The sequence below is a fragment of the Thalassotalea sediminis genome, from assembly GCF_030295915.1.
In the GTDB taxonomy this organism is placed as follows: domain Bacteria; phylum Pseudomonadota; class Gammaproteobacteria; order Enterobacterales; family Alteromonadaceae; genus Thalassotalea_C; species Thalassotalea_C sediminis.
Map to the genome: position 1 here is coordinate 753,022 of NZ_AP027361.1, position 20,503 is coordinate 773,524.

At 38.6% G+C, this 20,503-nt stretch carries 16 protein-coding genes; 10 read left to right on the forward strand and 6 right to left on the reverse strand.

Features of this window, described 5'->3' with window-relative positions; all coding sequences use genetic code 11:
- Position 1: 1 nt before the first annotated feature.
- Together phoR and QUE09_RS03415 are read left to right on the forward strand one after the other, a co-directional pair.
- The gene (phoR, locus tag QUE09_RS03410; protein WP_286234803.1) at positions 2-1,309 is read left to right on the forward strand and encodes a phosphate regulon sensor histidine kinase PhoR; all 1,308 of its coding nucleotides are present in this window, start codon (positions 2-4) and stop codon (positions 1,307-1,309) included.
- Positions 1,310-1,514: 205 nt separating this feature from the next.
- Positions 1,515-2,477 (forward strand): PstS family phosphate ABC transporter substrate-binding protein, encoded by a 963-nt coding sequence (locus tag QUE09_RS03415; RefSeq protein ID WP_286234804.1) that lies wholly within the window; start codon positions 1,515-1,517, stop codon positions 2,475-2,477.
- Between the two features lie 94 nt (positions 2,478-2,571).
- Here the strand turns inward: QUE09_RS03415 and QUE09_RS03420 are convergent, their stop codons facing one another.
- From QUE09_RS03420 to ettA, 5 genes are all read right to left on the reverse strand, one after another.
- Positions 2,572-4,086, reverse strand: a complete 1,515-nt coding sequence (locus QUE09_RS03420) for a Ppx/GppA phosphatase family protein (protein ID WP_286234805.1) — start codon at positions 4,084-4,086, stop codon at positions 2,572-2,574.
- Positions 4,087-4,093: 7 nt separating this feature from the next.
- A complete protein-coding gene (gene ppk1 / locus QUE09_RS03425) occupies positions 4,094-6,226 on the reverse strand; it encodes a polyphosphate kinase 1 (RefSeq protein WP_286234806.1) in 2,133 nt (710 codons plus the stop codon).
- A 92-nt stretch (positions 6,227-6,318) separates the two neighbouring features.
- On the reverse strand, positions 6,319-6,813 hold the full coding sequence (locus QUE09_RS03430; RefSeq protein WP_286234807.1) for a glycine cleavage system transcriptional repressor: 495 nt from the start codon (positions 6,811-6,813) through the stop codon (positions 6,319-6,321).
- 79 nt (positions 6,814-6,892) lie between these two features.
- A complete protein-coding gene (locus tag QUE09_RS03435) occupies positions 6,893-7,255 on the reverse strand; it encodes a PilZ domain-containing protein (protein ID WP_286234808.1) in 363 nt (120 codons plus the stop codon).
- Between the two features lie 107 nt (positions 7,256-7,362).
- Entirely contained in the window at positions 7,363-9,045 is a 1,683-nt protein-coding gene (gene ettA, locus QUE09_RS03440) for an energy-dependent translational throttle protein EttA (RefSeq protein ID WP_286234809.1), read from the reverse strand.
- A 315-nt stretch (positions 9,046-9,360) separates the two neighbouring features.
- Here ettA and QUE09_RS03445 point away from each other — a divergent pair, with 315 nt between their 5' ends.
- Together QUE09_RS03445 and QUE09_RS03450 are read left to right on the forward strand one after the other, a co-directional pair.
- Entirely contained in the window at positions 9,361-10,440 is a 1,080-nt protein-coding gene (locus QUE09_RS03445; RefSeq protein WP_286234810.1) for a GGDEF domain-containing protein, read from the forward strand.
- A gap of 64 nt (positions 10,441-10,504) precedes the next feature.
- Positions 10,505-12,067: a protein adenylyltransferase SelO gene (locus QUE09_RS03450; protein ID WP_286234811.1), complete on the forward strand. Its 1,563-nt coding sequence runs from the start codon at positions 10,505-10,507 to the stop codon at positions 12,065-12,067.
- Between the two features lie 35 nt (positions 12,068-12,102).
- Here the strand turns inward: QUE09_RS03450 and QUE09_RS03455 are convergent, their stop codons facing one another.
- Positions 12,103-12,570 (reverse strand): CBS domain-containing protein, encoded by a 468-nt coding sequence (locus QUE09_RS03455; protein WP_286234812.1) that lies wholly within the window; start codon positions 12,568-12,570, stop codon positions 12,103-12,105.
- Between the two features lie 199 nt (positions 12,571-12,769).
- On the opposite strand from QUE09_RS03455, the gene QUE09_RS03460 reads away from it, so the two are divergent.
- The 6 genes from QUE09_RS03460 to QUE09_RS03485 all read left to right on the forward strand — a co-directional run bounded on the left by QUE09_RS03460 (position 12,770) and on the right by QUE09_RS03485 (position 20,482).
- Positions 12,770-15,004 carry an ABC transporter permease subunit gene (locus QUE09_RS03460; RefSeq protein ID WP_286234813.1) on the forward strand — a complete coding sequence of 745 codons (2,235 nt, stop codon included), beginning with the start codon at positions 12,770-12,772 and terminating at the stop codon, positions 15,002-15,004.
- A 15-nt stretch (positions 15,005-15,019) separates the two neighbouring features.
- Positions 15,020-16,654 carry a phosphate ABC transporter permease PstA gene (gene pstA, locus QUE09_RS03465; protein ID WP_286234814.1) on the forward strand — a complete coding sequence of 545 codons (1,635 nt, stop codon included), beginning with the start codon at positions 15,020-15,022 and terminating at the stop codon, positions 16,652-16,654.
- 68 nt (positions 16,655-16,722) lie between these two features.
- Positions 16,723-17,547, forward strand: a complete 825-nt coding sequence (gene pstB / locus QUE09_RS03470; RefSeq protein WP_286234815.1) for a phosphate ABC transporter ATP-binding protein PstB — start codon at positions 16,723-16,725, stop codon at positions 17,545-17,547.
- 26 nt (positions 17,548-17,573) lie between these two features.
- Positions 17,574-18,275 carry a phosphate signaling complex protein PhoU gene (phoU, locus tag QUE09_RS03475; RefSeq protein WP_286234816.1) on the forward strand — a complete coding sequence of 234 codons (702 nt, stop codon included), beginning with the start codon at positions 17,574-17,576 and terminating at the stop codon, positions 18,273-18,275.
- Between the two features lie 222 nt (positions 18,276-18,497).
- Positions 18,498-19,178: a TIGR00153 family protein gene (locus QUE09_RS03480; RefSeq protein WP_286234817.1), complete on the forward strand. Its 681-nt coding sequence runs from the start codon at positions 18,498-18,500 to the stop codon at positions 19,176-19,178.
- Positions 19,179-19,186: 8 nt separating this feature from the next.
- Positions 19,187-20,482, forward strand: a complete 1,296-nt coding sequence (locus tag QUE09_RS03485; RefSeq protein ID WP_286234818.1) for an inorganic phosphate transporter — start codon at positions 19,187-19,189, stop codon at positions 20,480-20,482.
- The last annotated feature ends 21 nt before the right edge of the window (positions 20,483-20,503 follow it).

Below are 20,503 nucleotides of genomic sequence, written 5' to 3' on the forward strand. Positions count from 1 at the left end.
TATGTATTCTAGTCTATCAGCTAAAGCGATTTTCGCTCGCCTTTTTATTGCTTTAGCTATTAGCTACTTGCTAGGTCTGCTTTTCGGCGTGGCATTTATGGTTGTTGCTTTTACGGCAATTGCCTTGTTAGTTTGGCATTACCACCATTTAGTTAAGTTAATGACGTGGCTTTGGGTAAGTAAAAGTTTATCTCCGCCAACGGCAAACGGCTTGTGGGGGCGGATCTATGATGGTTTATATCGTATTATACGTAAGCATAGGCTCAAACAAAAAAGACTAAACGATAAAGTGCGTCAATTTAGGGATGGTGCAGAAGCGTTACCTGATGCCGCGCTTGTATTATCGTCAGATTTAACTATTCAATGGGGAAATAAAAAAGCGCAACGCATCTTGGGTGTTCGCTGGCCCGGCGATGTTGGCCAACGCATTGATAACCTTATTCGCTTTCCAGAATTTGCTCGATATATTGAAGAGGGTAACTTTGAACTTCCTTGCCATATACCTTCGCCTATAAACACAGAATTAATGATCGAGTTGAGGTTAATCGCGTATGGTGCAGATCAAGTGCTATTTCTTGCTCGAGATATTAGTAAAATTCATCGTTTAGAGGAAATGCGTCGAGACTTTGTCGCAAATGTGTCACATGAGCTTAAAACACCTTTGACGGTAATGCGTGGTTATGTCGAAATGGTGCAGATGACTGAAAGCAGCTTAGACCCTTATTGGCAGAAGGCGTTTTCAACCATGGAAACACAAGTGTCAAGGATGGATAGACTCGTCGAGCAATTACTGATCTTATCTCGTGTTGAAGTCAGCACTGAGGAAGAAGAAAAACAACTTGTAGACATGCCAAAATTGATTAGTGCGCTAATCGAAGATGCTAAATGGTTAAATCAAGAGAAGTCGCACATTCTAACAAGTGAAATAGATAACGCGCTTGCCATCGAAGGAATAGACAATGAACTTAAGAGCGCTTGTTCAAATTTAATTTCTAATGCAATAGCCTATACACCTGCCGGAGGAAATATCCATGTTTCTTGGGGTAAAGAAGGCAATAAAGCGAAGTTTTCTGTAAAAGATGATGGACCAGGTATTCGCCCTGAGCATGTAAATCGAATAACGGAACGTTTTTTTCGTGTCGATAAATCACGTTCACGAAACACTGGTGGGTCAGGTTTAGGATTAGCGATTGTAAAACATGTGCTTAATCATCATCATGCAGAATTAGCCATTAATAGTCAGTGGGGTAAAGGTAGCGAGTTTATTATCTACTTTGAACCCAAATGCATTCGCTTCATAGATAATTAACGAAACGTTCATCAAGTTAACCTACAACAATAAAATTATTGATATAACTTCATGCGAAATAAGTATGACTTTTATCATGTCGTTTTTATGACAAATATTTGAATGTTGTCATATAAGTGTCACATACCTTAAATATAATTGTCATATTAGCTTTATATAGTGTTCACAATTATTCGATACGTAAATACTCTCATTGGAGAAAAATATGAATTTTAAACGTGCTTTAAGCGCTATTAGTCTTGCAAGTTTAGTGAGCTTTTCAGCCGCTGCAATTGATAAAGACTTACCGGAATATAATAAGGTTAGTGGTATTTCAGGTAATCTGTCTTCTGTAGGTTCAGATACTCTAGCAAACATGATGACATTTTGGGCGGAAGAGTTTAAACGTACTTACCCAAACGTTAACGTTCAAATTCAAGCTGCTGGTTCTTCTACTGCACCCCCTGCTTTAACGGAAGGAACGTCAAATTTAGGCCCAATGAGTCGAAAAATGAAGTCTCGCGAGATTGAGGCTTTCGAAAAACGTTATAGTTATAAGCCTGTAGCTGTTCGTGTTGCCATAGATGCGTTGGCGGTATTTGTACATAAAGATAACCCTATTAAGGGATTACGCATTGATCAAGTAGATGCGATTTTTTCAAGCAACCGTAAATGTGGTGCGTTAACTGATGCAGATCGTTGGGGTGACCTAGGGTTAACAGGTGATTGGACGGGTAAAGATATCCAATTATATGGTCGCAATTCAGTATCAGGCACATATGGGTACTTTAAGAAGAAAGCACTTTGTAAGGGTGATTTTAAGAACAGTGTTAATGAACAACCTGGTTCTGCATCAGTTGTTCAGTCGGTATCTGCTTCATTAAATGGTATTGGTTATTCTGGTATTGGTTATAAAACATCAGGCGTACGCGCATTACCACTGGCAAAGAAAGGTGATAACTTTGTAGAAGCGACGATGGAAAATGCGATTAATAAGAAGTACCCATTATCTCGCTTTTTATATGTGTATGTTAATAAACACCCAAACAAACCTTTAGCGCCTATGGATGCTGAATTTTTGAAAATGATTTTATCAAAAACAGGTCAAAAAATTGTTGAAAAAGATGGATATATTCCATTACCTGCAGCAGTAGTTGAGAAAGAATACAAAAAACTTGGTTTATTATAACGATAAGTTTTTCTCAAAAAAGCCCGCGGTTGCGGGCTTTTTTGAGAAAAAACAGTCTTAAAAATATGAACATTAAAATGATGTGCTTTTGTAATTAAGGTGATGTCTTAATGATCAGCGTAATATTGACTGCTGATAAAGCTTGTTGTTCGTAAAATAACTCTGTACTGATAATAGGGCGTTCGATTAACCAGCGTTTGTCTATTGTGGCTTCAAGTACATTGTCTTTTGCTGTAATTGATAACTGTTGCTCCTCTTCTGAATGTCGTTGTTGATTCAGTAACACGCTAAAGCGTAATAGTGCGCAAAGTTTATGTAATGCTTGATGATCTAACATATAGCCATCATCAAGGTTAAGCGGGGTAATCTTTTTACGCTGATTACCAACTAGCCAAGCTAGCGCAAATTGCTGTTCTTGATTGAAGCCAGCCATATCAGCTTGTTCTATAATGTATTTTCCATGCTTATGATAACCTGAAGTGTTTATATCTATACCCAATTCATGTAGCACTGCCGCAAATTTTAGCAGTTCGTGGTAAATGGGTTTATTCACTTGCCAAGGTTCAGCAACATGCTGGTATAAGTGTAACGCTTGTGATCTTACGTTTTCAGCTTGTTGGGTATCGATATTAAAACGCGTAATAAAGCTTTCTACCGTGCGTTGCCTTACATTGTTGTGTTGCAAGTTATCGAGTTGCTCGAACAGTACCCCTTCACGCAAAGCGTACTGACAAAACCCTAGCTCTTTTATCTCCAAACAACGCATTATTGCGATCAATACAGCAACACCAGAGCAAATGACATTTCTACGACTTTCTTTGAGTGTTGGTAAATCGATGTCAGCAACGTGCTTAAACGTTAGTAATCGTTTTTGTAGCTGCTCAACCTCAGATAGGCTAATCGGCTGATTGAATTCATTTTCTGCATTAATGATTTTGGTGATCGCTTTAATAGTACCTGAAGTACCTAGTGCATGCTGCCAGCCGGTTTTTTTAAATCGCTTTACGATACTGTCTACTTGATGGCTAGCACTTTGAATCGCGTTATTAAATGCGCGTTCAGTAATGACTCCATCCGCAAAAAATGCTTGTTGGTAGCTGACACATCCTAAATTTAAACTATCAAGTTTTTTTATTTGGTGTGCTTGGCCAATAATACATTCGGTACTGCCACCACCAATATCAATAATGAGCTGTTGCTCATTTGTTTGTCTGTGATGGGCAACACCTTGGTATATTAATCTTGCTTCTTCATGACCAGAAATGATTTCTATGGTAAATGGAAACACTTTCGATGCAGCCTTAAGAAACTGATCTGCATTTTTGGCTTGCCTTAGTGTATATGTAGCGACGGCGCGAAAGTTATCCTGTTCAATATGTCGTGTACTCGTGGCAAGTTTTTCAAGTGCAAGTAGGCCTCTATCCATTGCTTCTTCGGACAGGTTTAATTGTTCATCTAGACCTTGGGCAAGTTGCACACGATATTTCTCAGCGTGCAAAATTTGAATATTCTGATCAATGTGCCGTGCTAAGACAAAATGAAAACTGTTAGAACCAATATCCAAAGCAGCAAGATACTCAGCATTTTTTTCATCTTCAGGCGTTATCATTGTGTTGTTAATTTTCTGACTGTATCAGTTTCATTTTGTCATTATTTTCTTGTTCAGCCAAATAATGATAGATAAGAATTTGTGACCTTATTGGTTTTTTTCTACCTTGTTTTACGTAACAGTTATCTTGATGCTCGTTAATGAGTCGTGCTTTTTGGTTATCTTTTAGCTGAATATTAATAATATCGATAATACGTTTTTTTAATACTGGGTCATAAATTGGACAGGCGACTTCAACACGTTGATCAATGTTGCGCTCCATCCAATCTGCAGAACTAATGTATAGGCTTTTAGCGCCATTGTTATGAAAGATCATCACGCGAGGGTGCTCTAAAAACCTATCGACAATAGAAATAGCATGAATATTCTCGCTCATGCCTTTCTTTCCTGGAATTAGTGAACACATACCACGAACAATAATATCAATTTTTACCCCAGCATTACTTGCAGCATAAAGCTTATTGATCAACCCTGTATCAACTAAGTTATTAACTTTAAGCGTAATTCTCGCTTTTTTATTATTGTTGGCAAATTCTATTTCATTATCAATTAGTTGATATAAACGTCGACGTGATGTTAGTGGAGAAACGATGAGATGATTGAAACGAAAGCGTTTGTAACTATGGGCGATAAACGAAAAAACATTATCGACTTCTTGTGTGATCTCTCGATGATGCGTAAATAATGAAAAGTCTGTATATATACGAGCATTTTTTTCATGGAAATTACCGGTACCAATATGCGCGTAGCGTACTAGTTTGTCATTTTCTAGTCGAGTCACTAAACATAACTTTGAGTGAATTTTTAGTGTATCGATGCCAAATTCGACCTTAATGCCTGCATCTTTCATTCGATGTGCCCACGTTATATTAGTTTGCTCATCAAACCTAGCTCTAAGTTCAACAACAACCGTAACGTGTTTGCCATTTTTTACGGCTTCCATGAGTGAATGAATGATTTCGGATTTTTTAGCTACACGGTAAATATTAATTTTTATTGTTTTTACTAGTGGATCATACGATGCTTGCCTGACAAATTCTGTGAAGTGACGAAATTTGTAGTAGGGGTAATACACTAAAATATCTTGGTCGCGGATAGCTTTGAAAGACAAGCTTTTATGTACTAAACGAGTTGCGTCGAGTGCCGGTAATTCTGGGTTTTCAAGCTCTGGCCCACCAAGGTTAGGAAAACCAATAAAGTCTTTATAATGGCGATACCTTACACCAGGAATTAAATCGTTGATATCTTTTATTTTTAATGCTTTTCTTAAGAACTTCAACATGTGATCTGGCATGTTTTTGTCATAACCTAAACGCACAGGCTCAGCGGTTAAACGTTGCTTTAAGCCTTTTGACATTTTATCGAGTAAACTTTGATCAAGTTCATCGTTTAAGTCATATTCAGCATCACGCGTCAGTTTTAATGAATACGCTTCTAATTCGGTGTATTCAATAATATCTTCAAATACTTCACCAATAAAATAATGTACAACATCATCTAGCATTACAATTCTGCGTAATTGCTTGTTTTTTTCTTTCGGAAGAATAATAAAGCGATCAACTTCAGAACGTGGTATCTCTATTAGTGCATACTGCATTTCATCTGATTGTTTTAACGCAACGAGAAAATAAATACCATCGTCATCTAAGCAATTAACAAGTTGGGTATTAGAAGTGATGAAAATAGGGGTAATATAGCGAACAATATGATTATTGTAATAGGTTGTTATAAAAGATTTTTCTTCCGCACTTAAGTCACGGTTAAAAACATGTGAGTGTTCATCGTTGAAAAGCAGTTCGATATTATGCTGTTTTAATTGAGCAAAGGCTTGCTGAGCATAACTGCGAAAGGTGTCTGTAAGTTGACTAACAGAATGATTGATTTCGCTCAACAATTGACTCAAATATAAATATTGTGGCGAGTTTTTATCTCCTTCATTGGTTGCTCGTTCAAGAAGCAATTTACGTCTTAATTTTGCCACGCGTACGCGAAAGAACTCATCAAGGTTGGCTGAATAAATTGCAAGAAAGCGAATGCGTTCAATTAATGGCACATTTTCATCACCAGCTTCTTGTAAAACACGCTCGTTAAAAGATAACCAACTTAACTCTTTATCGAAAAACAACTCTTTATCAATCATTTAATGCAATATTTTGGGGAGCATAATTAAGAGTATAGCTAGGAATTATGACAGAAATACGAAAATAGACTTATTTCTGTCATAAAATTGAATTATCGGGAGATATCGACCATAAGGTCATCAGCGGTCGCTTCTAATGCCGTAATTAGGTCGTCAATATTGCTTTCCGCAACGTCGATGCTTGCCTTTGCTTTAAACAACTCTACACCAGAGTGTGCTGCACCTTCATGGGCACTAACGAGTTTCAATAAGTTACCTCCTTGTTGGTGGATAACAGAAGATATATCTCGTACGATACCTGAACGATCATTAGCTGTTAGTTCTAGCACAAGGCTTGCACGTGTTCCTGCGTGTTGTGCTGTTTGCTCTATAATACATTTAACATTAGGGATACTTTGTATTTTATCTATTAAAGATTGGGTTTGCTCTTCAGTCACCGCTATTTCGACGACACCAGCAAAAAATCCAGATAAGTGATGTAAACTGCTGGTTTGCCAATTACCATGATGTTGATGAACGATGTCAGATAATGTATCAACAAGCCCAGGGCGGTCAGGGCTAACAAACGAGAGAATAAGTTGGTTCATAGCGGATCCTTCTGATGAAAAATGTAATGATTTTGCTTATGGCACGTTAACCACAAATAACTTGTAGTTTAACACTAAGTTAATCGAGAAAAGTGCGCGTTAATTGAGAAAGTTCTTTATTAAGCTGACTATCATCACCTAAGTTCAATTCAACGAGCCTTCTTAGGTGTGTCACACTGTCAATGTCAATTGCGTTACATCGCAAGCCAACTTCATCAGGCTCAACATGGACGATTGCAACATGCATGCAAACTGGGGTTTCATTGAGGTTAAAACTCAATATTGCAAGTTTATTGATAATATCTGTTTGCGTTTCAGGTGCACTAACCAGTGCCCCATTTAACGAAATATCATGAATGTTTACCGCGTAAGTTTTATCTTCTACTTCAAGCTGAGCATCTATCGAGAACAAAATGCGCGTAAATTGACGTCTGTTTTCCATTGAGCATTGCAAATAAGTGGATCAATACCTTTAGCATAGCGCTATTTATAAAAAAAGCACCTTAATTCTTTATTAAGGTGCTTTTTAAAAACATGGTCAACAAATTGTTACTTACTGATTCGTTTGTACTTTATACGGTGAGGTTCTGCTGCATCTTTACCAAGCGTCTTTTTCAGCCACTCTTCGTAATCAGTGTAGTTACCTTCATAGAAGTTAACTTGTCCTTCATCACGATAATCAATGATGTGCGTAGCTATGCGGTCAAGGAACCAACGGTCATGTGATATAACCATGGCACAACCTGGAAATTCAAGTAACGCTTCTTCAAGAGCTCGCAATGTTTCAACGTCTAAATCATTGGTTGGTTCATCAAGCAGTAATAAGTTACCGCCTGTTTTAACGAGTTTCGCAAGGTGCACACGATTACGTTCACCACCCGATAAATCACCTACGAATTTTTGTTGATCGTTGCCTTTAAAGTTAAAGCGCGAACAGTAGGCGCGACTTGGCGTTTCATAATTACCAATGGTTAAAATATCGTGACCTTCAGAGATCTCTTCATAAACTGTTGCCTTATCATTCATATCATCTCTGAACTGATCGACACTGGCGAGTTTCACGGTATCACCTAACTCTACAGTGCCTGAATCTGGCTGTTCAGTACCAGATAACATTTTAAATAATGTAGATTTACCAGCACCGTTGGCACCTATTATGCCAACAATAGCGCCTTTTGGAATGCTAAAGCTTAAATCGTCAATTAGAATACGATCACCAAAAGATTTTGTTAGGTGATTAACCTCTAATACTTTATCACCTAACCGCGGGCCTGGCGGAATATATAGTTCATTGGTTTCATTACGCTTTTGATGTTCTTGGTTATTAAGTTCTTCAAAACGTGCCATACGTGCTTTGCTTTTAGCTTGGCGACCTTTAGGGTTTGAACGTACCCATTCAAGTTCGTGCTTGATGGTTTTTTGTAACGCATTTTCACTACGCTTTTCTTGTTCTAAGCGCGCATCTTTTTGTTCTAACCAAGAAGAATAGTTACCTTCCCAAGGAATACCATGACCACGGTCAAGTTCTAAGATCCAGCCCGCTACATTGTCTAAAAAGTAACGGTCATGGGTAATAGCAACGACCGTACCTGAATAGTCATGTAAGAAACGTTCTAACCAAGCAACTGATTCTGCATCTAAGTGGTTAGTCGGTTCATCAAGCAGTAACATGTCTGGTTTAGATAGGAGTAATCTGCATAGCGCTACGCGGCGTCGTTCACCACCAGATAGTACAGAAATTGGCTGTTCCCAATCTGGTAAGCGAAGCGCATCAGCTGCGCGCTCTAATACGTTATCTATATTATGTCCATCTTGCGCATTAATAATGTTTTCAAGTTCACCTTGCTCTTTTGCTAGTGCATCGAAATCAGCATCTGGTTCTGCGTATTCAGCGTAAACTTGATCAAGGCGGGCGATTGCATTCTTGACTTCCGCTACTGATTCTTCAACGATCTCACGTACCGTTTTTGATTCATCTAGTTCCGGCTCTTGCGGCAAATAACCGATGTTGGTACCTGCCAGTGCATTAGCTTCACCTTCAAACTCGGTATCTACACCTGCCATAATTCTGAGTAATGTTGATTTACCTGCGCCATTGAGACCAAGTACACCGATTTTCGCACCAGGAAAGAAAGAAAGTGAAATGTCTTTTAAGATTGTGCGTTTGGGTGGCACCACTTTACTGACGCGGTGCATAGACATGATAAATTTGTCGGGTAATGGTTGAGCCATTAATAAACCTTTTGTTTTGAAAACAGAATGATGTCGACATTTTAGGTGAATATTGGCGACAATCAAAGCTTGAAATGCAGAAATAACGTAGAAAATTATTGGTTAACTCGTAAAGCTTCATAACACTCAACATAGCTAAGGTTATATTCCATAAAATAAACGTTGGTAAAAAGCATAAGTCGTTTAATCGGTATGCGTACCGAGCTACTGATCATGTCTATAGAAAAGCAAAAAAGGTCGATTTTTAAGTTGAAGTGCGCAAAGATTTCGACATATGCTATTTGTTAAGTAAGATAAAATAAAAAATAGTTTCACATGGCTAACCGTATGGATTGGTGGGATAAGTTTTCTGAAAAAGCGACAATCGATGAAATCGATCGCTATCGTAAAAAGTCAATTTTTTACTTTGTTAGCTTCTGCGGTTCCGCCGTTATCCTGTATTTCTCTGCCAAAAGTTATCAGGCGTATGATGTAAACTTATCTTTAATTCTGTTGGCTGGCGCGGTACTCATTACGATGAATGCAGTATTGGCTATTTTGTTCAAAAAGGACAAAATTCATTATGTATTATCGGCTTGCTTTGTTTTTGTGATGTTGTTGTGTGTTGTTTATACCGGCGGATATCAAAATACTGCTTTATATTGGCTTTACCCAATGCCACTCATTTACTTTGTTTTACTCGGCGTTAAAGTAGGTGGTGTAGTAAATGTGTTGTTTTTCATATCACTTGTCTTGTTATTAAATGGCACTATTACGATAACTGCAGATTATCCAGCAGCAGAAGTTTCCCGTTTTTTAACGTCTTTTGCCGTGATGTGTTTTGTCAGTTTTATTGCTGATTATTTTCGTCATGTTAGTCATCGTCGATTAACCAAACTCAGTCATATAAAGTTAAAACAAGCTTATACTGACAGTCTAACTAAATTACCCAATAGGCGCTTTTTATCTACAGTACTCATTGAGCGGTTAATGGCCAGTGATGAGTACTTTCCATTGACGTTAGTTAATATTGATATTGATCATTTTAAAGAGATAAATGATACGTTTGGACATGAAACTGGTGATGAAATTCTAAAACGATTTGCCGCTTTATGTACTGACAATATAAGGAGACAAGATGTGCTTGTACGCACGGGGGGCGAAGAATTTTTACTTTTCTTTATGAATACCACTAAAGAACAAGGAGTTGCACTAGCAGAGAAGTTACGAGAGCTTATTGAAAAAAGTTATGTCAATGTTGATGGAGAAAAAGTTAACGGAACCGCCAGTTTTGGTGTGGCAGAATGTTTAAAATATCAAGCATTAGATCAAGCGATGAAGATTGCTGATAAACGTATGTATATGGCTAAACAGCAAGGGCGTAATCGCGTTATCTTTCAAGAAGTAGCGCTTTAGCTCGCGCGACTTATCAATTACACTATGAGATCTATAGCTTTAGCGACTAAATAGGCGTCTTATTGTGCAATTCTTCAGGTCTGATATTAATAACCATTTTTTAGCACAGTTGCCTGCTGATCCTGAAACAGCAAATTTTTGTAGAACTGTCACTAATGCAGCATATTCTACTGTGCAACCTACACGAACCAATAACCCATCGTTAATTGCACTTAACACGTCATTGGCAGCGCAGTTAACGTTAAACATTGATGATAAAGAGGCGCTTGCAAAGCTGTTGACGGGAAATATGGTTCTTGAAAATACCACACCGTACGCAATGAATTATGGCGGTCATCAATTTGGTCATTGGGCCGGACAACTTGGAGACGGCAGAGCAATTAACCTATTGCAACTCGATACCCCGAAAGACGGTTCCAAGACATTACAGTTAAAAGGCGCAGGCGCTACACCATACTCTAGACGTGCTGATGGGCTTGCCGTGTTGCGTTCATCGATAAGAGAGTACCTTTGCTCAGAAGCGATGTTTCACCTTGGTGTTCCTACTACGAGAGCGTTAAGTTTATGCTTAACAGGCGATTCCGTTGTACGCGATATGTTTTATGATGGTAATCCGCAAGCAGAACTAGGTGCTATTGTTTGCCGCGTTTCAGCGAGTTTTTTGCGTTTTGGTAGTTTTCAACTTCCTGCCTCTCGTGGCGATATTAGCTTATTGAAGCAACTCGTTGATTACGCGTTACAACATTATTTTCCTGATATTGGGCAGCCTTCGAAAGAAAGTTATTTAGCGTTGTTTAAGCAAATTGCAGATGAAACCTGTGCGTTGATGGTTCACTGGATGCGAGTAGGTTTTGTACATGGTGTAATGAATACAGATAACATGTCAATCTTGTCTGAAACTATTGATTACGGCCCATATGGTTGGATAGATAATTTTGATTTAAATTGGACTCCAAATACAACCGATGCCCAAGGTAAGCGTTATTGTTTTGGCGCACAACCAGAAATCGCGCAATGGAACCTATTTCAATTAGCAAATGCGATTTACCCACTTATAGAAGATGCACAGCCGCTGAACGATATCTTATCGAACTTTGCAACAAAATATGAGCAACAATGGCGTCAAATGATGGCAGACAAGCTTGGGTTAGAACAATTAGACAACGATAGTGACCCAGCCTTATTTATTGCGCTTGAAAAAATTATGTCTGCAAGTAATACGGATATGACAATTTTTTACCGCTTATTAGCGACTTTACCTTATGCAGAAAATCAATGGATGTCGCATTTAGCCGATTGTTTTTATCAACCATTAACAGATGAACAAGTGGCGCAATGGCATCAGTGGCTTTCGATATATGTAGCACGGCTGTCGCATAATAAGTGGTCGAAAGATGAAAAAATCGAGCGTATGAACCGCGTAAACCCGAAATATGTATTAAGAAATTATCTCGCTCAGCAGGCGATTGAGCAAGCAGAAAAAGGCGATTATGCGATGCTGCATCAGTTATATCGTGTTTTGCAAAAGCCCTACGACGAACAACCACAAGAAAGTGAGTTAGCGAATAAGCGACCAGAATGGGCACGAAACAAGGCTGGTTGTTCTATGTTGTCATGCAGTTCTTAGTTTTGCGCTTTTCTTACGTTTATCTCTTCTGTCGATTATTCAGTATATTCGCTTGATTTAGTTACGATATTAGGTGATTCCGCGTGCAATTTATTGCGATATTGTATCGCAATAATTTTTACGATATCTCGCCAAGAGATAATCCCTACTGGGTGGAAGTTCTTATCGACGATAGGTAAACATGAAATTCTGTTGTCATAAAAAAGTAACACAGCTTCGTTTAATGTAGTTTCAACCGTCGCTGTGACCAACTCTCGGGTCATAAATAAATGTACTTTTTTATGCAGTAATGATGTGTCGCGAGGCGTTTCATTTTTAGTGTTTATATGCGGGCTTAATTGTTTGTATAGATCTCGATCGGTAAAAATACCAGCTAACTCTTTACCATTAAGAATTAATAAATGATGAATAGGGTGCGTATCAAACGCGAGCTTTGCTTTCCCTAAATCATCATCAATATCTAAGCTAATGATATTTTTCGACATTAATTTTGAAATACTCATTGCTCTTCCTTGCTAATTAAGTGTGCATTTTGCGTTATCTCTACGATAGTAAAATATAACTATTTTCACAACAATGTTAGATACTTAAAGTTGGTTTGGTTGAATTATATACAATTGTTACAGCGTGTCACAAAAGTGTCACAAAAGTGTCTTATAATCGCTGCAATTAGAATTTTCTATTGAACAAAAGGTACCTTTAGTGACAATAGCGTTAAAGTCAGTTGGCCCAAGGCAGCTGAAAAACTCGTTAGCACGATGGCTAATTACACTTGGCGGTGTCAGTGTATTATTTACCCTTGTGCTTATTTTTCTCTATTTGCTTTATGTGATCAAACCTGTTTTTGAGTCTGCCAAAGTAAATGAAGTACAAACTTTTAACATTGATAAAACGCAACAAGCGCTTGCTATTGGTATTGATGAATTACAAGAGCTAGCTTATGTTATTGATGAGCAAGGCAAGATTGACTACTTTGCCTTAAAAGGCGAGCAGGAAAAATATCGTGAACCTGCTTATTCATTGAGCTTGTCTGAAAACCCAATTCAACAAATTATTGATGTTGATGGCGAAAGAAAGCTGTTGTTAGATAAACAAGGTAATGTGCAATTAGTTGCGCCGAAATTTCAGTCGACGTTCGATACGGGTAAACGTGAAATTATTCCTAATATAACCTATCCACTCGGTGAAGACTTTATTGTAGTTGATGAACAGCAGAGTACATTTGCACATTTGTCGTTTGCAATGAATGATGAACGTGCGGTTTTTGTTGGCTATACGCATGATAATCGCCTGATTAAAACGTCATTAATTGCTGAAGACGATTTTAATTACGACCCTGCACATGATATTGAGTATCAAACTATCGAGTTAGATTCGCGACGTGTTGATCAAGTACTTGTTACGCCTGACTTGGCAATGGCTTTTATCCGCAGTGGCGATCAAGTCTTGGTTTACGACCTAACCTATGATGACGAGGTGCCTTTAAAAGCGACGATAATCCCACAACTCGCACAATCACGCAGTAAACCTTTGCATTTAACATCTATGGCACTTTTATCAGGTGGTAGTTCAGTATTACTAGGGGATAGTGCCGGGACAGTTAGTCAATGGTTTGAAGTTGCCGGAGCAGAAGGGCGAGAGTTTAAGCAAATTCGTACTTTTGCAGTGAGTAAAGAAGAATCGGTTGCAAAAATTGTTACTGAGCAATATCGAAAGAGCTTTTTTACGATTACCGCAAGTGGTGAAGTTGGCGCTTTTTATACGACAAGTGAAAACGATTTATGGCGCGGTCAGTTGGCAGATACAGCACCAGATATGTTTGTAATATCGCCACGTGCTGACGGATTGATGCTATTTTCAGGTAACAGCTTTTCACTTTACTCGGTCGAAAATGAGCATCCAGAAGTGACATGGCATGCGTTGTGGCAACAAGTATGGTATGAGGGTTATCCCGAGCCAGATTATATTTGGCAATCTACTTCGGGTTCAGACGACTTTGAAGCAAAGTTTTCATTAGTGCCCATTTCATTTGGTACCATTAAAGCTGCTTTATACGCGATGTTGTTTGCTGTGCCTGTAGCTTTAGCAGCAGCCATCTATACTGCTTACTTTATGACGCCAGAAATGCGTAAAAAAGTGAAGCCAACAATTGAAATCATGGAAGCATTGCCCACGGTAATTTTAGGCTTTTTGGCAGGTCTTTGGCTTGCGCCTATTGTCGAGAATAATTTGCCTGCTATTGCTTTGATGCTTGTCTTGCTGCCAATAACGGTTTTTATCACCGCTTATAGTTGGTTTAAGTTACCGCGTCATATTAAAGGTGTTGTACCAGATACGCTTGCACCAATCATTTTAATTCCAATGCTGTGTCTCGCTGCATATTTTGCATTTTCACTATCTCCTTGGATGGAAGACGCTTTTTTCGGTGGCGATGTGCGTCAATTTATAACCAATGAGCTTGGTGTGTCATTTGACCAACGCAACGCATTAGTTGTAGGTATCGCAATGGGGTTTGCTGTTATACCAACAATTTTTTCCATGGCTGAAGATGCGATTTTTAGTGTACCTAAACATTTAACAAGTGGTTCTTTAGCGTTAGGAGCAACACCTTGGCAAACCTTAATTAAGGTTGTATTGCTTACTGCTAGCCCAGGTATTTTTTCAGCGGTAATGATGGGGCTTGGTCGCGCAGTTGGAGAAACAATGATTGTGTTGATGGCAACAGGTAATACACCTATTGTTGATTGGAGTATATTCCAAGGTATGCGTACCTTATCAGCCAATATTGCAGTTGAAATGCCAGAATCAGAAGTGGGAAGTTCTCACTACCGAATTTTATTCTTAGCCGCATTTGTATTGTTTATATTTACATTTGTTTTTAATACGTTAGCTGAATTTGTTCGTCAGCGTTTACGTGAAAAATATAGTTCGTTGTAGGGTAGGGTTAGCAAGATGAATAATTGGTTTAAATCAGGCTCACCTTGGATCTGGCTTTCAGCGGGTGGTGTCAGTATTAGTTTAATTTCGGTGATAGGGTTGTTGTATCTTATTGCTTCGCATGGTTTATCATACTTTTGGCCGTCCACCTTGTATCAATTTGACATGATTGATCAACAAGGCAAAGAACAAACCGTTATTGGTGAAATTTATGATCGTGAAAGTATTCCTGCGGAACAACTTGTCCACTTAAAGTTAGATTTAGGTGATCAAGAATATATTGAACGTTACCTCGTGAAGACAGGAAACAGAGAATTAGTTAGCTTGGATTTTCGTTGGATTTTGGTACCGGAAATTACAAAAATATCGACACCTGAAGATTTGGTAGTTATAGAGCGAAGAACAAATGGTAATTTCTATGGCTTTATTGAGAGCCTATATTTAGATGGAAAAGAAGTCTCTCTCGATAAAATGGATGAATTACTCGCACGAGTGACTGACTTCCAAGCAGAAATGGATGAATTACAAAAAGTCGACATCGGTGCTATTAATTACCAAATTGAACGTCTTCGTTTACAAGAACGTAAATATCGATTGCAAAATAAGTTAACACCGGCAAAAGAACAGGAAATCAAAGCAAATGTTGCCGAGTTGCGTGAAGCCTATAAAACGTTAGAAAAAGATTTAATGGCGTTACGCGATAAAGTTGCACGAGACCATATTAAAGTGCGGGCAATGGATGGCCAGGTTGTTACGATCAATTTCGAACAAATCCTAAAAATAGAAGCAAACAATCGTTTTAGTTTCTTGGAAAAGTTAGGCACATTTTTTAGCAAAATTGGTAGTTTCATCGTAGATGATCCGCGAGAGGCGAATACCGAAGGTGGGGTATTCCCAGCAATTTTTGGTACGGTTCTCATGGTTTTATTGATGACGGTTATTGTTTCGCCGCTAGGTGTTGTTGCCGCAATCTATTTACATGAATATGCAGGTAAAAATGCATTTACTAAATTGTTACGTATTGCTGTGATTAACCTCGCGGGTGTACCTTCTATTGTTTACGGTGTATTTGGTCTTGGTTTCTTTGTTTATATGGTTGGTGGCTCACTTGACCAAATATTCTACCCTGAAACATTACCAAGCCCGACGTTCGGTACACCCGGCGTTCTCTGGTCAGCGATAACACTTGCAATATTAACATTGCCGGTCGTGATTGTATCAACTGAGGAAGGTTTAGCTCGAATCCCTTCTGCGATGCGACATGGTAGCTTAGCTCTTGGTGCTACTAAGGCGGAAACGCTTTGGCGCATTATTTTGCCCATCGCGAGTCCCGCTATCATGACAGGTATTATTTTGGCTATTGCGCGCGCTGCCGGAGAAGTTGCACCATTGATGTTGGTTGGGGTTGTGAAAATGGCACCAAATCTACCATTAGATGGCAATTTCCCATTCTTACATTTAGATCGTAAGTTTATGCATTTAGGGTTTCATATTTATGATGTTGGCTTTCAAAGCCCTAATGTTGAAGCAGCAAGGCCGCTGGTTTATGCGACGGCATTGCTATTGGTAACCATTATTGTAGCGTTGAACATGACTGCCGTATCGATACGTAACCGTTTACGTGAAAAATATCGCATGTTAGAGCACTAGACGACGTTGTGCTTTAACTCGGAAGTAATACTTCCCATTGCAAATATATTGAATTTAAAGAGAATATTATGATTACAGTTAGTCCTCAGAACATTTTAACGAGTCGAGATAAAATTGATTTAGCTAATTTGTCACCAGAACAAAAAGCGCTAGATATTCAAAACTTAAATCTGTTTTATGGTGAAAAACAAGCACTACAAAATATCACAATGGCAATTCCAAAAGGGCAGGTAACGGCGTTTATCGGGCCAAGTGGTTGTGGTAAATCGACATTATTGCGCTGTATAAACCGCATGAATGACTTAGTTGATATTTGTCGTATAGAAGGTGAAATAAACCTTCATGGGCAAAATATTTATGACAAACATGTCGATGTAGCTGCATTGCGTCGCAAAGTTGGTATGGTGTTTCAACGTCCAAACCCATTTCCAAAAAGTATTTATGAAAATGTGGTTTACGGCTTGCGTATTACCGGCGAAAATAACCGACGCGTACTTGATGAGGCTGTAGAAAATGCTTTACGCGCTGCGGCATTATGGAATGAAGTTAAAGATCGACTTCACGACAGTGCATTAGGTTTGTCGGGTGGTCAACAACAGCGACTTGTTATTGCAAGAGCAATTGCTATTGAACCTGAAGTGCTATTATTAGATGAACCCACATCCGCACTTGATCCTATTTCAACGTTAACGATTGAAGAGCTTATAAACGATTTAAAACAAAAGTTTACCGTAGTGATTGTGACACATAATATGCAACAAGCAGCTCGCGTTTCAGATCAAACTGCGTTTATGTATATGGGTGATCTTATTGAATATAGTGATACCAATACACTCTTTACGACGCCTGTTAAGAAGAAAACTGAAGATTATATTACCGGCCGCTACGGCTAACTCGACGGATTGATAGGAGAAAATTTGTGGATAATTTAAATATCGGCCGTCATATTTCTGGCCAATTTAATGAAGATTTAGAACGTGTTATTAATCATGTGATGCAAATGGGCGGTTTAGTTGAGAAACAATTAAGCGATGCGTTAACATCTGTTTATGAATCAGATGAAGAGCTGGCGAAAATCGTTCATCAAAGTGATTATAAAATTAATAATCTTGAAGTGAGTATTGATGACGAATGTACGCGAATTATTGCGAAAAGGCAGCCTGCTGCAGGTGATTTACGCCTGATTATGGCAATTGTAAAAACCATTGCCGATCTTGAGCGTATCGGTGATGAAGCAGAAAAAATTGCTGAGGTAACGTTACAAAGCCTTAGTAGTGAACACCGAGGATTGTTAATGAATCTTGATAACCTTGGTAGAAAAGTACTCGAAGTCTTACAAACTACCTTAGATGCCTTTACCCGTATGGATGTAGAAACAGCGATAAAAACGCATGGCAGCGATGATAAAATTGACCGTGAATATGAAGCGTTAATGCGTCAGTTAATGACCTACATGATGGAAGAGCCACGTTCTATACCACAAATTATGACGGTTATATGGTCAGCACGAGCGTTGGAAAGAATTGGAGATCGTTGTCAAAATATTTGTGAATACATTATTTATTTTGTCAAAGGTAAAGTAGTACGTCATACCTCAATTGAAGATATGAAAAAGCTATAATCAACAGACAAATTTTGACATTCTGGTATCAAGTCTTTTTTTGTGCTTTGATAGCAACTGTTTGAATTTTCGACTATCTTTAGCTGATAAATGCATAGTCAGTACAATTTATGTGGGTTTACGAGTAATATTTGACGTTAAAGGCTATTGAATTTAACGTCAAATACGTTAATATCCGCGCCGACTAATAATAAAGAGCAGATTTGCTCCTGGAAATATATTATGGCCAGTAATTCAATCTTAGGTGTGTTTGCAAAATCGCCCCTAAAACCATTAGAAAAACACATTCGAAAAGTTTCGAAGTGTTCAAATCATTTAGTACCCTTTTTTGCTGCTGTTGTTGAAAACGATTGGTCAACGGCAGGTAAAATCCGTACAAAAATTTCAAAGTTAGAGCATGAGTGTGATGAACTTAAACGTCAATTGCGTTTAGAGTTGCCGGGCGGATTATTTATGCCTGTGGATCGTGCTGACTTATTAGAGTTGTTAACACAGCAAGATAAAATTGCCAATAAAGCGAAAGATATTGCTGGTCGCATTATCGGCCGTAAATTGGTAATTCCTGCGGAATTACAACAAGAATTTACCGAGTATGTCGTGCGTTGTATCGATGCAATTGAAAAGGCGGCAGAAGCTATTAATGAACTAGATAGTTTGTTAGAAACCGGCTTTAGAGGCCGAGAAGTGGAAATTGTTGAAAAAATGATCCACCAGCTTGATGAAATTGAAGATGACACAGATTTGCTGCAAATTTCAATCCGTAAAAATTTGTTAGCAATAGAAGACAGCTTAAAACCGGTAGATGTAATGTTCTTATATCAAATTATTGAATGGGTTGGTGACTTAGCTGACTTGGCAGAACGAGTTGGTGCTCGTTTAGAAATTTTACTCGCGAGAAAATAGGATAGATCATGGATATTTTAGCTTCACATGGTTCGATCCTCGTGATGATCGCCGCAGTTGTTGGCTTTTTTATGGCCTGGGGCATAGGAGCCAATGACGTTGCAAATGCAATGGGTACCTCTGTAGGTTCAAAAGCCTTAACGATAAAACAAGCGATTATTATCGCGATGGTCTTTGAATTTGCCGGCGCCTATCTAGCCGGAGGAGAGGTTACCTCTACTATACGTAAAGGTATTATTGACCCAAGTTATTTCACTGCTATTCCAGAACAGTTAGTGTTTGGTATGATTGCTGCCCTTTTAGCAGCAGCAACTTGGTTATTAATTGCATCTATACTAGGCTGGCCAGTATCTACAACGCATTCTATTGTTGGTGCCATCATTGGTTTTGCTGCCATTGGTGTTAGCCCTGACACTGTGGCTTGGGGTAAAGTGCTTGGAATTGTTGGTAGTTGGATAATCACACCGCTAATTTCTGGGGTTATCGCTTTTATCATCTTTAACAGTGCACAAAAGTTAATATTCGATACAGAAAAACCGTTAGATAACGCTAAACGTTATGTACCGTTTTATATGTTTTTAGCTGGCTTCGTGTTGTCTTTAGTTACTATCAAAAAAGGTCTTAAACATATTGGTTTAGACAACATTGATTTAGGTATCGTAAGTTTCGAATTGGATGGAGCGGGGGGTTATTACCTTGCTGTTATTGTTGCCGTTATTGTAGCGCTAATTGGTAAGTTTTTTATTACTCGACTACGTTTTGAACAAGATGCTGATAAGTCAGCGCATTATGCTAACGTAGAGAAAGTATTTGCTACCTTGATGGTTGTTACTGCATGTTGTATGGCGTTTGCACATGGTTCAAATGATGTTGCAAATGCGATTGGTCCTCTTGCGGCAGTGGTCAGCATTATTGATAACGGCGGTGAAATTGTTAAGAAATCACCGTTAGTATGGTGGATTTTACCGTTAGGTGGTTTAGGTATTGTTGCTGGTTTGGCTATCTTTGGTCATCGGGTAATTGCTACAATAGGTAAAGGTATTACACATTTAACGCCAAGCCGCGGTTTTGCCGCTGAATTAGCAGCAGCATGTACCGTTGTTATTGCGTCTGGTGCTGGCTTACCTATTTCAACCACTCAAACGCTTGTTGGGGCGGTGTTAGGTGTTGGTATGGCACGTGGAATAGCCGCGATTAATTTAAGTGTTGTAAGAAATATTGTTGTATCTTGGGTTATTACCCTACCAGTAGGTGCAGGTTTATCTATTCTTATCTTCTGGACATTGCGAAGCATATTCACTTAGTTAAGCTGTTAATATATAAAA

Coding starts and splice junctions, on each gene's coding strand:
- phoR (WP_286234803.1), top strand. CDS start 2: ATGTATTCTAGTCTATCAGCTAAAGCGATTTTCGCTCGCCTTTTTATT.
- QUE09_RS03415 (WP_286234804.1), top strand. CDS start 1,515: ATGAATTTTAAACGTGCTTTAAGCGCTATTAGTCTTGCAAGTTTAGTG.
- QUE09_RS03420 (WP_286234805.1), bottom strand. CDS start 4,086: ATGATAACGCCTGAAGATGAAAAAAATGCTGAGTATCTTGCTGCTTTG.
- ppk1 (WP_286234806.1), bottom strand. CDS start 6,226: ATGATTGATAAAGAGTTGTTTTTCGATAAAGAGTTAAGTTGGTTATCT.
- QUE09_RS03430 (WP_286234807.1), bottom strand. CDS start 6,813: ATGAACCAACTTATTCTCTCGTTTGTTAGCCCTGACCGCCCTGGGCTT.
- QUE09_RS03435 (WP_286234808.1), bottom strand. CDS start 7,255: ATGGAAAACAGACGTCAATTTACGCGCATTTTGTTCTCGATAGATGCT.
- ettA (WP_286234809.1), bottom strand. CDS start 9,045: ATGGCTCAACCATTACCCGACAAATTTATCATGTCTATGCACCGCGTC.
- QUE09_RS03445 (WP_286234810.1), top strand. CDS start 9,361: ATGGCTAACCGTATGGATTGGTGGGATAAGTTTTCTGAAAAAGCGACA.
- QUE09_RS03455 (WP_286234812.1), bottom strand. CDS start 12,570: ATGAGTATTTCAAAATTAATGTCGAAAAATATCATTAGCTTAGATATT.
- pstA (WP_286234814.1), top strand. CDS start 15,020: ATGAATAATTGGTTTAAATCAGGCTCACCTTGGATCTGGCTTTCAGCG.
- pstB (WP_286234815.1), top strand. CDS start 16,723: ATGATTACAGTTAGTCCTCAGAACATTTTAACGAGTCGAGATAAAATT.
- QUE09_RS03480 (WP_286234817.1), top strand. CDS start 18,498: ATGGCCAGTAATTCAATCTTAGGTGTGTTTGCAAAATCGCCCCTAAAA.
- QUE09_RS03485 (WP_286234818.1), top strand. CDS start 19,187: ATGGATATTTTAGCTTCACATGGTTCGATCCTCGTGATGATCGCCGCA.